The sequence below is a fragment of the Micromonospora sp. CA-249363 genome (assembly GCF_050950185.1).
Lineage (GTDB): Bacteria > Actinomycetota > Actinomycetes > Mycobacteriales > Micromonosporaceae > Micromonospora.
On record NZ_CP192020.1, the window covers coordinates 1,775,725 to 1,788,734 of the forward strand.

The 13,010-nt window shown below is 72.6% G+C and carries 11 protein-coding genes; 2 read left to right on the top strand and 9 right to left on the bottom strand.

Going from position 1 to position 13,010, the window contains the following annotated elements; translation table 11 throughout:
• Positions 1–71 precede the first annotated feature (71 nt).
• The 9 genes from ACQPZK_RS08265 to ACQPZK_RS08305 form a co-directional block, all read right to left on the bottom strand.
• Entirely contained in the window at positions 72–722 is a 651-nt protein-coding gene (locus ACQPZK_RS08265; RefSeq protein WP_433537712.1) for a hypothetical protein, read from the bottom strand.
• 203 nt (positions 723–925) lie between these two features.
• The gene (locus tag ACQPZK_RS08270; RefSeq protein WP_433537713.1) at positions 926–1,708 is read right to left on the bottom strand and encodes an anti-sigma factor family protein; all 783 of its coding nucleotides are present in this window, start codon (positions 1,706–1,708) and stop codon (positions 926–928) included.
• Entirely contained in the window at positions 1,705–2,397 is a 693-nt protein-coding gene (locus ACQPZK_RS08275) for a sigma-70 family RNA polymerase sigma factor (protein WP_355051883.1), read from the bottom strand. Before ACQPZK_RS08275 ends, ACQPZK_RS08270 begins: the two co-directional genes overlap by 4 nt.
• A gap of 136 nt (positions 2,398–2,533) precedes the next feature.
• Positions 2,534–3,391 carry a spermidine synthase gene (locus tag ACQPZK_RS08280; RefSeq protein WP_433537714.1) on the bottom strand — a complete coding sequence of 286 codons (858 nt, stop codon included), beginning with the start codon at positions 3,389–3,391 and terminating at the stop codon, positions 2,534–2,536.
• 13 nt (positions 3,392–3,404) lie between these two features.
• A complete protein-coding gene (locus ACQPZK_RS08285) occupies positions 3,405–4,370 on the bottom strand; it encodes a hypothetical protein (protein ID WP_433537715.1) in 966 nt (321 codons plus the stop codon).
• Positions 4,367–6,841 carry an AAA family ATPase gene (locus tag ACQPZK_RS08290; protein ID WP_433537716.1) on the bottom strand — a complete coding sequence of 825 codons (2,475 nt, stop codon included), beginning with the start codon at positions 6,839–6,841 and terminating at the stop codon, positions 4,367–4,369. Before ACQPZK_RS08290 ends, ACQPZK_RS08285 begins: the two co-directional genes overlap by 4 nt.
• Positions 6,841–7,989: an exonuclease SbcCD subunit D gene (locus ACQPZK_RS08295; protein WP_433537717.1), complete on the bottom strand. Its 1,149-nt coding sequence runs from the start codon at positions 7,987–7,989 to the stop codon at positions 6,841–6,843. The genes ACQPZK_RS08290 and ACQPZK_RS08295 overlap by 1 nt, the downstream gene beginning before the upstream one ends.
• A gap of 15 nt (positions 7,990–8,004) precedes the next feature.
• A complete protein-coding gene (locus tag ACQPZK_RS08300) occupies positions 8,005–9,756 on the bottom strand; it encodes an ATP-binding protein (RefSeq protein WP_433537718.1) in 1,752 nt (583 codons plus the stop codon).
• 222 nt (positions 9,757–9,978) lie between these two features.
• Positions 9,979–10,725, bottom strand: coding sequence for a pyrimidine reductase family protein (locus ACQPZK_RS08305; RefSeq protein WP_433537719.1), 747 nt, complete (start codon positions 10,723–10,725; stop codon positions 9,979–9,981).
• A 150-nt stretch (positions 10,726–10,875) separates the two neighbouring features.
• On the opposite strand from ACQPZK_RS08305, the gene ACQPZK_RS08310 reads away from it, so the two are divergent.
• Positions 10,876–11,421, top strand: coding sequence for a plasmid pRiA4b ORF-3 family protein (locus ACQPZK_RS08310; protein ID WP_433537720.1), 546 nt, complete (start codon positions 10,876–10,878; stop codon positions 11,419–11,421).
• Between the two features lie 258 nt (positions 11,422–11,679).
• Positions 11,680–12,990 carry an ABC transporter substrate-binding protein gene (locus ACQPZK_RS08315; RefSeq protein ID WP_433537721.1) on the top strand — a complete coding sequence of 437 codons (1,311 nt, stop codon included), beginning with the start codon at positions 11,680–11,682 and terminating at the stop codon, positions 12,988–12,990.
• Positions 12,991–13,010 lie beyond the last annotated feature (20 nt).

Here is a 13,010-nt window from a genome sequence, read left to right on the forward strand (position 1 = left end):
GGGCACGGCGGTGGCCGGTCGCGCCCTCCCCGGCTGCGACCGGCCACCGCCGTGCCCTGGCGGTACCAGGATCAGTACGAGTAGCCCGAACCGCCGGCGTCGCTGGACCCGCTGTCGGCCGGCGGGGCGACCGCCTTCGGCGTGGAGGTGGGCAGGCAGCTCAGGTTCTTCTTGCCGTCGGGCTGGACCACGAACCAGGTGCCGCCGACGGCCTGGCCCTTCCACTGGCCGGGCTTCTTGTCGCCGATGTAGCGGTACACCGGCCAGCCGCCAACCGTGAGCTGGCGGGTGCCGTCCTGCCGCGTCACGCTGCCGACCTTGTCGTCGGAGACGCCGGTGAGCTGCGGGTTCCCGTCGGTCAGCGCCGGAGGCCAGACCTCCGCGCACTTGTCGACGCAGTTCGACGCGGGCGGGTCGGCGGTGTCCTTGTCGAAGCGGTACAGGATCCAGCCGTCCTGGTCGGTGACGACCTTGCCCATTCGGGCCACGCTCTTACCGATCAACTGCTCGGTCAGGTCGACGTCCGCGGGCGGCGGCGCGTCGGCGACCGGCGCCTCCGCGGATGCCGACGCCTCGGGCTCCGCCGACGCGCTGGGCTCGGCCGCGGCGACGGCGACCGGCTCGGCCGCGCTCGAGTTCGCCCCGTCGTAACCTGCGGGAGCGCAGGCCGTTAGTGCGACCATCGCGCTCGCGACGATGACGGTCCGCTTCATCTGTGCCACGTGCCCTCCTCATTCTTGGCAGTTCACCCATAGGTACGGCGAGCGGGCTGTCAAGGTTGAAGAAGTAACAGTGGTCAATTTCACTGGTTTTGATTGAACCGATTGCGGCGATCATCCGTATCGCCCAGCACGGATCATCAGGACCAGAAAAAGAATCGACGCCGGCCATTGGAAATGGCCGGCGTCGATGATGGTACGTGAACCTACATGGGGACCGTGACCAGCGGACTCGCCACACCGTTACGGTCGACCGACTGCACCTGGAGCTGCTTGATGTCACTCGTCAACGCCGACGTCGACGCGCTCAGCTCGAGACCCTGCGGACGGCTGTTGGTCCCGTAGCCACCGTCGGGCACCGACCACGTCGAAATCACCTCCGTGGTGGCGTTGTTGCGTACCACCACCAACCGGCAGGTACGCGGGCCGGGCAGTTTCCGGAGGCTGAAGTTGATGCGGGTGCCGTGCTCCCGCTCGATGAGGAACATCGTCGTCTGGACGCCGGTCGTCGGGTCGGTGGCGTCGACCTGGTCGCCCTCCTCCTCGGTGCCGCCGACACCCGGACCGCTCGGCGGCGCGGTCGGCGCGCTCGTCGGCGGGTCGTTGACGCCGGCGCTCGTCGACGGCTCGGCGAGATTGCCCGGCGCCTCGTCCCCGGCCACGCTCACGAAGCCGTACCCGGTCAACCCGCCGAAGACCACCACCGCCGCGGCGGTCGCGAGCATCTGACGAAACCTGGTGCGTCGCCGGTCGGCCCGGACCGCGACCAATGTCCGGTCCAGCAGCGCCGGATCCGTGGCGGTCTGCTCCAGGGCCATCATCGTCTCGCCGTCGATGCCGGAGAGCAGGCCCACCACCGGCACCATCGTCTCCAGCTCGGCCGCGCACGCCCAGCACGCGGCGAGATGCTCCTCGAACCGCTCGGTGTCCTGCTCGTCAAGCACGCCGAGCGCGTACGCGGCGACGTCCATGTGGTCCGGCCGGCTCATTCTGTCACCCCCCGCTCCTGCAGAGCCGTGCGCAAGGCGCGCAGCGCGTAGTAGACCCGCGACTTGGCGGTGCCCAACGGAAGCCCCAACTCCTCGGCCGCCTCCGGCACCGTCCGCCCCCGGAAGTACGTCGCGATCAGGATCTCCCGATGCGACTGACTCAGCGTACGCAGCGCGTCCGCCACCGTCATCGTGCGCAGCACCCGGTCGGTGCTGTCCGCCTCGGCGAACGCGGTCAGGTCCCGGTCGTACGTCTCCGGCGGCCGGGCCTCCTGGCTGCGGTGCTCGTCGATGGCGATCCGACGTGCCACGGTGACCAGCCACGGCCGCAGGGATCCCTGCCCCTGCGCGCCGAGGCGGTGTGCGTTGCGCCAGGCCCGCAGCAGCGTCTCCTGGACGATGTCCTCCGCGCGCTGCCGGTCCCCCCCGGTGAGCCGCATGACGAACATCAGCAACGGGCCGGCGTGCTCGGCGTAGAGCAGCCGGATCAACTGGTCGGAATGGCTGGCCTCGGTTGTCGTCGCCTGGTGGCGTCCGGGCGCCGGTCGGGGCGTCACCGGACCATTTTGGCGAGACGTGGCTCGGGCGTCGACCCCCCGGGCAGACGAGGTCGACCGTGACGACGACCGCGCGGACAACCAGTCCGCGCCAACCGCGTCGCCATGCCAACCGGCCGCCACCGCATGCATGCAGACCTCCGGGATGTCCGTGACCAACGCCGCCCCCACAAGGCGGGCCGCCCGGTGGTACGCAGCGAGGCCCCGAGCGGATCAACAAACCCCGAAAAAATTTCCGGCGGCGCGGGCCACGGTCCCCGGTGGTCGGTCAGCGGCGGACGGAGAACAGACCGGGCGGTGGTGGATCCGAGCCGGTGGCGTCGGCGTCGCGCACCACCGCCGCCCCGCCGGCGAAGCGGTTCAACTCGTCGCCGGCCACCACCCGGCCGGGGAACCAGTCGCCGGCCGCCCGTCGGGTCAGGGCGGGTACCGGAGGAGTGGTCCGTCCGGCGACCAGCACCAGATTGCCGTACCGGCGGCCGCGCAGCACCCCCGCGTCGCCGACGAGGCACGCCTCTGGCAGTACCGAGCGCACCGTGGCGACCTGGCTGCGGGCGTACCGCAGCGGCGGGCCGTCGGCCAGGTTCGCCAACAACCAGCCCGTGGGGCGCAGCACCCGCGCCACCTCGGCGGCGTACTCCACCGAGGTCAGGTGCGCCGGGGTACGGGCACCGGCGAACACATCGGCGACCACCACGTCGTAGCTGGCGTCCCGCGTCGAGGCCAGCACGGCCCGCGCGTCCTGCACGCGGACCCGCAGCCGGGCGTCCGCGGGCCAGGGCAGCACGCGACGTACCAACTCCACCAGGGCGCCGTCCACCTCGGACACCCGCTGGGTCGAGCCGGGCCGGGTCGCCGACACGTACCGGGGCAGGGTCAGCGCGCCGCCGCCCAGGTGCAGCACCCGCAGCGGCTCGCCCGGGGGCGCGACCAGGTCCAGCGCGGCGGCCAGCCGTCGGACGTACTCGAACTCCAGGTGCGTGGGGTCGCTCAGGTCCACGTGCGACTGCGGCGCGCCGTCCAGCAGCAACGTCCACGAACCGGGCCGGTCCGGGGACGGCACCAGCTCGGCCAGACCGGTGTCCACCTGCTCGACCACCCGGTCACCCGCTCGTTTACGCCCCATCGCGACCGCCCGCTCAGCGACCGACGCGCGCCGCGGCGGTCAACGCCCGGTGCAGCAGCCGGGAGTCGCCGAGCAGCGCGCGTAAACGGCGCTCCAGACCGGCGATCGGGATCAGGTTCTGCGGCGCCCGTGGATCCTTGTACGGCGTCGAGGCGAACCGGGGCAACGTGACAAGCGACAGGTCGGCCAGGTCGATCGCCGCCTCGACGGGCAGCTCGGTGGAGCACTCCACCCGGACGATGCCCGCCCACGGCGCGCCCACGGCCACCGGCAGCCGCAAATACCACGACCAACCACCCCACGGCGTGCCGAGCCGGAACACCGGCGACCGCTCGCCCGGCGCCAGGCCCGTCACCACCGCCGTCAGCCGGGCGTCCAGGTACTGGCTGTGCTGGGTCTTGATGTAGCCGAGCGTGCGCGGCAGATGATGGCGACTGCGTAGCGGGCCGTCCACCACCAACAGATCGCCGTCGACCCGGACGGCGTCGGACACCGCCACCTCCAACGCGGTCAACGGGCCCTGCACGGCCGCCGGCAGCTTCGCCAGCTCACCCGTGCCACCCACCCGGTGCACCGGATAGCGGATCGCGCCCGCCACCACGTCCCGCGCCGACGGGCTCGCCGTGAACAGACCCCGGCCCACCTGCGTGCCGGCCAACTGCGCCGCGCCCCGACCCAGGTCGCAGCGAACCACCCCGGCCGCGTACGACGCCGCCAGCCCCGGAAACGACCCGCCGTCCTCCTCGGCCGTCCAGATGCTCGCGTCGACCCGGCGGACCCCGTCGACCAGGAGCACCACGTCCGGCGCCCGCACGTCGGCGCGTACGCCGATCGCCCGCCAGTCGACGGCCGGCAACTCCACGTCGACCTCGACCTGGGTGCTGCTCGGCGTGGCCGGCCCGGAGGCGGACGCCTCGAACGACGCCCCGTACGACGGGTCCCAGGAGTCGACGAAGAACGCCGCGTCGCCCACGCTCACCGGCCGGTCCGTTCGACGCGCGCCGAGCGGGCGTCCTTGCGCACCTCGAAGCGGACGGGAATCCGTTCGGCCAGCGCCGCTACGTGGGTGACCACGCCGACCATCCGGTCACCCCGGGCGGCCAGGTTCTCCAGCGTGGCGGCCACCGTGTCCAGGGTGGCCGCGTCCAACGTGCCGAAACCCTCGTCCAGGACGATCGACTCCAGGCTTGCGGCGGTCGTCGACATGCCGGCCAACTGCTCGGAGAGCGCCAGCGCCAACGCCAGCGACGCCTGGAACGTCTCCCCACCGGAGAGCGTCCGCACGCCCCGGCGCAGCCCGGCGTCGTGGTGGTCGACCACGAAGAACTCGCCCTTGTCGTGCACCAGCTCGTACTGACCCGAGGACAGCTCCCGCAGGATCCCGGACGCGCCGTCGACAAGCAGGTCCAACGCCTCCGCGAGCAGCCACCGTTCGAAGTTGTTGGCCCGCAGGTGCCCCGCGAGAGCCCGCGCCACCTGCGCCTCGCGCTCGTGCCCGGCCCGCTGCTCGCGCAACGTGCCGGCCTGCTCGCGGCGCTCGGCCAGCCGGCGTCGGTCGGCCTCGGCCCGCTCGACGGCCACCGTCGCGGCGTGCACCGGATCGTCGCCGACCGGCACGTCGGCGGCGGCGAAGATGTCGGCGATCCGTTGCTGCACCTCGTCGGCTGCCGCCTCGGCCTCGGCGACGACGCTGACCCGGCCGGCCCGGTCGGCCCGGCGGCGTTCCGCCTCCGCCGTCGCCCAGTCGGTCAGCGCCGTCCAGGAGGCCGCCACGTCGTCCCGGTCCGCCGTCGGCGGCCCGAATCGGGCAAGTCCGTCGCGGACGGTGTCGAAGCCCCGCCAGGTCGCCCGCAGCCGCTCCTGCGCCGCGTCCACACCCGCGCGCGCCTGGCGCGCACTGTCCCGGCCCGCCCGCACGGCGGTCGCCGCCTCGTCCAGGGCACGTCGCAGCCGGGCGTGCTCGGCCAGCTCACGGCGCAGCACCGCCGGCTCGGCCGCGCCCGCGAGTTGCCCGCCCACCTCCGCCAGCCGGGCGTCCACCTGATCCTGCCGGGCCCGGGCCTGTACCAGCGTCCGCTCCAGCTCGCGCGCCGCGCCGTCGCGCTGCTGCACCACCGCCTGCGCGGCCTTCGTGGCGGCCCGCGCCGCCTTGCCGGCCGCCGTCGCGGCGGCCACCGCCGAATCCGCGGGGACCGCCGGCACCCGCGCCACCGGTTGCTCGCACACCGGGCAGGGCCCGCCCGGATGCAGGTGCGCCCGCAGGCCGACCGCCAGGTCGGTGGCCTTCGCCTCCTCGTGCGCCCGGAAGGCCGCCTCCAACTCGGCCTCGGCCCGTTCGGCGTCCGCGCGGGCGGCGGCCAGCGCCGACACCGCCGCCGCGTGCTCCTCGTCCGCCGTCCGCACCGCCGCGCGGATCGTCTCGGCCTCGCCGGTCAGCCGGTCCCGATCGTCGTACGCCCGCAGTTGCAGCCGCAGCGCGCTCTCGTCACCGGCGCCCGCCAGTTCGCCGCGCAGCTTCTCCTCGCGCTCCTCGGCCAGCGACACCGCCGTGGCGGCCGCCTCGGCCTCGGCCCGCGCCGCCGCCACCGCGTGCGCCACCTCGGCCACCCCGTGCGGGGCGCGGACGGCGGACAGCACACTCAGCTCGTCGTCGAGCGCGGTCAGGGCGGCCGCCGCCTCCCGCGCGCGTACCCGGGCCGCCGCCAGTTCGGGCATGGCCTCGGTCACCGCGCCGGCCAGCTCGACCATCCGGTCGACGAGGGCGTCGGCCTCGGCCACCGCCTCGTCGTCCACCCCGGTCAGGCCGGCGAGCACCTGGTCGACCGCGTCCAGCTTGGCTTCCGCCTGCGCCGCGCGGGCCGTGGCCCTCTTCTGCACGTCCTCGTAGACGCCGAGACCCAGCAGGTTGACCAGGATCTGTTGCCGGGTGGCCGGCTTGGCGTGCAGGAAGTCGGCGAACTGCCCCTGTGGCAGCACCACGCAGCTGGTGAACTGCTCGTACGGCAGCCCGACCGCCTCCAGCACTGCCTGCTCCATCTCGGCGGGTGTGCCGGCGACCACCTCGCCGAGGTCGTCCGGGCTCAACCCGGTGTCGAGTTTGGTCACGTCGAAGCCGGCCGGCATCACCTGCAACCCGGCGTTCGCGGTCTTCACGTTGCCCCGGCCGTCCCGGCGCACCACCCGGGTCGCCACGTACCGGGCGCCACCGGACTCGAAGACCAGCCGGACCCGGGCCTCGGTCGCCGACGGCGCGAGGGCGTTGGCCAACCCCCGCGCGCCACCCCAGCGGGGCACCGTGCCGTAGAGGGCGAAACAGATCGCGTCCAGCACAGTGGACTTGCCCGAGCCGGTCGGCCCGATCAGCGCGAAGAAGTCCGCGTCGGTGAAGTCGACGGTGGTCTCGTCCCGGAAGACCGTGAACCCGGCCATGTCCAGTCGCATCGGCCGCATCAGTGATCGACCTCCTCGAAGAGCTCGTCGAAGAGTTCCCGGACGCCCTCGTCGTCGTGGCCCCGGCTGTCCAGGTAGTCGCCGAACAACTCACGGGGGGAACGCCCCGACCGCTGCGCGATCCGCGTGCCGCTGCCCGGCGCCGCCAGCAGCTCCGGGTCGATCCGGATCTCCAGCGCCCGGGGAAGCAGCTCCTGGACCTCTTCACGCAGGCCCGCGCGGGGCTGCTCCCGCACGAACACCCGCAGCCAGGCGTCCGGCGCCTCGATCTCGGCGAGCTGGGCCAGCGTGCCGCGGACCGTCCGCAGCGCGCTCGCCGCGGTCACCGGCACCTCCCGCACCCGGGCGGCCGTGCTGGCGGTCACCTCGACGATCGTCACCGACGGCACGTTCTCCTGCTCGCCGAAGTCGACAGCGAGCGGACTGCCGCTGTACCGGACCGGGCACGGGCCCTCGACGCGCTGCGCCCGGTGCAGGTGGCCCAGCGCCACGTAGTGCGCGGTCGCCGGAAAGACGGTGGCCGGCACCGCGTAGCCGAGCACCGTGTGCGCGTCCCGCTCGCCGCCGCCCGCCGCCGCGCCGGTCACCGTCAGGTGCGCGGTGACCAGGTGCACCCGGTCCGGCTCGGTGAAGCCCTCGGTGAGCCGGCCCAGCACCCGACCCAGGTGGTCGGCGTACGTCTGGTTGGTCTCGGCGGCGGTCAGCTCGTACATCTCCAGCGCGCGGATCGCGTACCGCTGGGACAGGAACGGCAGCGCGGCGAGCTGCCACCGCTCCCCGCCGGCCGTGGTGCCGTCGATGACGTGCTCGGCCGGATTTTCGCGTACCCCACCGCGCAGCGTGATGCCCGCGGCCTCGGCCCACGGACGCAGCGCGTCCAGCGCGGGCCCGTTGTCGTGGTTGCCGCCGATCGCGACGACGTCCGCGCCGGTCCGGCGCAGCGCGGTCAACGCCCGGGTGACCAGCCGGGTCGCCTCCGAGGTCGGTGCGGCCGTGTCGTAGAGGTCACCGGCGACGATCACCAGATCCGGCTGTTCGGCACGGGCGATGTCGATCACCCCGGCCAGTACGGCCTTGTGCTCCTCGGCCCGGGACTGCCCCTTGAGCACCTTGCCCACGTGCCAGTCGGAGGTGTGCAGGATCTTCATTGGTGTGCCGGCCCCCTAGAACGGGATGTCGTCGTCGCTGCCGCCGCCGGAGCCCACCACGGCGAACGGGTCGGCGGACTGGGTGATCGAGCGCAGCGTCTCCGAGGGGGCGCGGCCCGCCTCGGAGACCCGGGTGGCCCACGCCGGGAACGGGAACTCCAGGCAGAGCGGCACCGGGATGTCCGGCTGGTTGACGAACATCGTGCCCGGCTTGGCGAGCAGCGCCCGCTGGCGCTGGGCCGGCGGCAGGAAGCCGTACTCCGGGCGGGACGCCTCGGCCGGGTCGAGCCGGCCGACCACCCGGATCGCCGAGTTGGTGACGATGCGGCGCTCCACCTCGCTCGCCGTCTGCTGGGCGCCGATCAGGATGACCCCGAGCGAGCGACCGCGCTCGGCGATGTCGAGCAGCACCTCCTTGATGGGGGAGGAGCCCTCCCGGGGCGCGTACTTGTTGAGCTCGTCGAGGACGACGAAGAGCAGCGGCTTGGCCGTGCCGGCCTTCTCCTTGCGCTCGAACTCGCTCTTGAGCGTCACGCCCACCACGAACCGCTGCGCCCGGTCGGGGAGGTTGTGCAGGTCGACGACGGTCACCTGCGCCGACTCGCTGGTGTTGATCGAGTGCGGGCGGCGGACGGCCAGGTCGCCGCGGATCAGCCGGGCCAGGTCCTTCTTGCTGCCGATCAGCCGGCGGGCGAACGCGTTGACGGTGCCCAGGCCGACCGCGCTGCCCGCCCAGTCGGAGCGGGTCTCGTCGTCGTTGAGTTGGTCGACGATGTGGTCGACAAGGTCGCCGTAGGAGCCCAGCCGAACGCCGTCGATGCTCACGCCACCGTCGGCGGGCTGCGCGTAACGGGCCAGGTGGGCCGCGACCGAGTGCACGACCATCGTGTACTGCTGGCGCTCGTCGTCGGCGTCCGCGAAGACGTACGGCAGCAGGCGGTCGGAACAGAACTCGCTCAAGGTCCAGTAGAAGGCGTCGACGCCGGTCAACCGGCTGCTCACGTCCGGCGTGCCGGCCGCGTCACCGACCCGGGGCGGGGCGTACACCCGCACGTCGGGGAAGGCGCCGGCGCTCAGGCCCAGCTTCGCGTACGCCGCTCGGGTCGGCTCGTCGAGGCGCGTGTTGGGGTGGTCGAGGAACAGCAGGTCCTCGCCCTTGACGTTGAAGATGAGCGCCTTGCCGTTGACCGCGTCGCCGCCCAGGACGCCGGAGCGGAACACCGAGTAGAGCAGGAAGGTGGCGAAGCTCGTCTTGGTGGCCACCCCGGAGATGCCGGAGATCGAGACGTGCGCGCCCCGGCTGCCGTCGAGGAAGTCGGCGTTCAGGTAGACCGGTACGCCGTCGCGGCCCATCCCCATCGGGATGCGTCGCTCCATCCGGTCGAAGTGCAGGGCGCGGGCGCGCGCGTCGCCCTCGGCGCGGTGCACCACGGCCCCCGGGGTCGGCGGCACGTACAGCTCCGGGTCGACCCGCGTGGTGGTGACCTCGGCCGCCTCCTGCACCTGGGCGGGCAGGGTGCCGTCGGCGATGGCGAAGACGTCCGAGTCGAACTGGGCGCCCTCGTGCCGGGCCCGGACCTGCGTGACCACCCCGGCGATCGTCACCGGCTCGCGGTCGGGCAGTTCACGACGGGTGACCACCACGTCGTCGAGCTGGAGGTAGCTGCCGGGGGCCACGGCCGTCCAGAACTGCAACGGCGTGGCGTCGGCGGTGCCCAGCACCCGGCCGACCAGCTCGCCCGGGCTGTCGAGGTCGGCGTCGGTCATCGGGCGACTCGGGTCGTTCGGACAGCACGGTCGGGAAGCATGACGTGCATCCTGCCCGAGGAGTACGACAGGTCGCCACGCGACGCGGCGGACGACACCATGCCCGCTCGGGCTCACGACGCTCGGTGTGCGACCGCGCGACGGCCGGTCACGTACGCGGGCGGTGGAACCGTCCGTCGCGGGGTGTGCCGGAGGCGTCGGTCCCGGGGCGTGGCGGGACGGTCAGTCGCGGGCGTGCCGGAGCAGCAGGACGCCGTCGTCGGCGGCGAGCACGTGCCGCAGCGGCAGGTGCTTCGCCCCGGTGGCGTCGCCGGCGGTGATCCGTCCCGGCCCCGGCCCGGCGAGCAGCGGCGCGACCGTGAGGCACAGCTCGTCCACCAGGTCGGCGGCGGTGAGCGCGCCGAACAGGTGTGGGCCGCCCTCGCAGAGCAGTTGCGTCAGCCCACGCCCGTGCAGCTCCGCGAGGGCGGCGGCGAGGTCGACCCGGCCGGTGCCGCAGCGCAGCACGTCGGCGACCTCCGTGAGGCCGGGTGGTGGCTCGGCGTCGGAGCGGGTGAGCACGATCGGCCGGACCGGCGCGTCGGCGAACGCCGCCTGCGCCGGGTCGAGGTCGAGGGAGCCCGAGACGACCACGAGCGTCGGGTACGCGGACAGCCCGTTCGCCTGCCGCCAGGCGCGTCGGCGCTCGTCGAGGCGGACGGCCCGGTACCCCTCGTGCCGCAGGGTGCCGGCGGCCACCACGAGGGCGTCGCAGACCATCCGCAGCAGACCGAACACCCGCTTGTCCGGCTCGCCCGACAGCCCGGCGGAGAAGCCGTCGACGGTGACCGCGCCGTCCAGGCTGGAGACGAAGTTGACCCGCAGTCGAGGCTGGTCGGCGCGGCTGTAGAGGCCGGTCAACGCCGCGTCGTCGAGCGGCTCGGCGGACGGCTCGGGCCAGATTCGCCGGATCGGAATTCCGACCGTCATTCGCCGGCCGGACCGGTGACCGGAGGGGTCGGTTCGGCGGTACGGTGCTGGCAGTCGCACCAGTTCCGGCCCGGGCAGTCGTCGTGCCGCCGGGCCCGGCACGCTCGGCAGATCATGCTCGCAGCCTAAGCCGCGGGAGGGCAGGACAGCATGCCGCGTCAGATCTTCCAGCTGAAGATGTCCCTCGCCGGCGTCCGCCCGCCCATCTGGCGTCGGGTGCTCGTCCCGGCCGGCTACACGCTGGACCGGCTGCACCGGGTCGCGCAGCACGCGATGGGCTGGCGGGACTGTCACCTGCACTCGTTCGAGGTCGACACGGTGGCCTACGGCGAACCGGACCCGGACGGGGGCCTGGCGGTGCACGACGAGCTGGACGTCCGGCTGGACGCGGTGCTCGGCAAGGGCAGCAGGTTCTCCTACACGTACGACTTCGGCGACTGGTGGGAGCACGACCTGGTCGTCGAGGACGCGCTCACGGCCGACCAGGACGAGCGGTACCCGCTCTGCCTGGACGGGGAGGGCGCCTGCCCGCCGGAGGGTATCGGTGGTCCGCTGGGCTACCAGACGCTGCTGGCGGCCCTGGCCGATCCGACTCATCCGGAGCGGGCTCTGCTGACGGGCTGGGTCACGGGTGGCTTCGACCCGGTGTTCTTCGATCCCGCCGTCGCCACCACGCTGCTGCGCCGCTTCTGCTGACCTGGCTGGTCAGGCTGGCGAAAGTCCCTGAAGCGCCCCGCTGAAACAGGGCGGTAACGATCTGGGAACGCTCCCAATGGTCTATTGACACCCTGGTAGCGCCCCGGCAATCTCATGGGAGCGCTCCCGGGGGAGTGGCGGAAATTTCCTTCTCCGCACTCCCCAGACGCCCTCGGCCACCGGCTGAGCGGCGCGGGCCGCTACAGCACCCCCCACCACGCACGACACACCAAGCCTCACCACTTGAGAGGGGTCAGGATGAGCGTCACCTCACGTCGCCGTTTTGCGGCGATCGCGCTCGCGTCCGTCGCCGTGCTCGCCGCGGCGACCGCCTGCGGCGACGGCGACTCGTCGTCCGATTCGGACGGCGGCAAGGTCACCCTGGTCGTCGACGTCTTCGGCGACCAGGGCTTCGGTTACGAGGATCTCTACAAGCAGTACCAGACGGAGCACCCGAACGTCACGATCCAGGAGCGCGGCAAGGGCCTCGGCCTCGGTGACTACAACACCCGGCTGACGCAGCAGATCACCGCCGGTGCCGGTGCCGGCGACGTCGTCGCCCTCGAAGAGGGCACGATCGTGCAGTTCTTCGCGCAGGCCGACAAGTTCGTGAACCTGGCCGACCACGGCGCCAACGACCTCAAGAGCAACTTCCTGCCCTGGAAGTGGGAGGGTGGCCTCACGCCGGACGGCAAGGTGCTCGGCCTCGGCACCGACGTCGGCGGCATGGCCGTCTGCTACCGCACCGACCTCTTCAAGGCCGCCGGCCTGCCGACCGACCGCGAGCAGGTCGGCGCCCTCTGGCCGACGTGGGATGACTTCATCGCCCAGGGTCAGAAGTTCACCGCCGCCGACAAGAAGCACAAGTTCGTCGACTCGGCCACGAACTTCTACAACATCGTGCTGATGCAGACGGCGGGCGCGGGCAACGGCTACACCTACTTCGACAAGAGCAACAAGCTCGTCGTCGGCGAGAACCCGGACGTGCAGACCGCGTTCCAGCAGACCACCAAGATGATCAGCGCGGGTCTGTCGAACAACCTGCGGAGCTTCTCGAACGAGTGGAACGCCGGCTTCAAGAACGGCAGCTTCGCCACCATCGGCTGCCCGGCGTGGATGACCGGTGTCATCAAGGGTCAGGCCGGTGACGCGGCGGCCGGCAAGTGGGACGTCGCCAAGGCGCCGGGCAACGGCGGCAACTGGGGCGGTTCCTGGCTGGCCGTGCCGAAGTCCAGCAAGCACCAGAAGGAAGCTGCTGAGCTGGCCAAGTTCCTGACCAGCGCCAAGAGCCAGACCGAGGCGTTCAAGAAGGTCGGCAACCTGCCCTCGTCGCCGCAGGCCCTCGAGGACCCGGCCGTGCTCGCCGCCACCAACGAGTACTTCAGCGGCGCGCCGATCGGCAAGATCTTCGCCGCTGGCGCGAAGGAGCTGAAGCCGGTCTACCTCGGCCCGAAGAACCAGGCCGTCCGGGACGCGGTCGAGAACGCGCTGCGCAGCATCGAGCAGGGTAAGGCCGCCGACGCCGCTTGGCAGGACGCGGTGAAGAACGGCCAGGCAGCAGGCAAGTAACGGCTGCGACGCGCTCACGG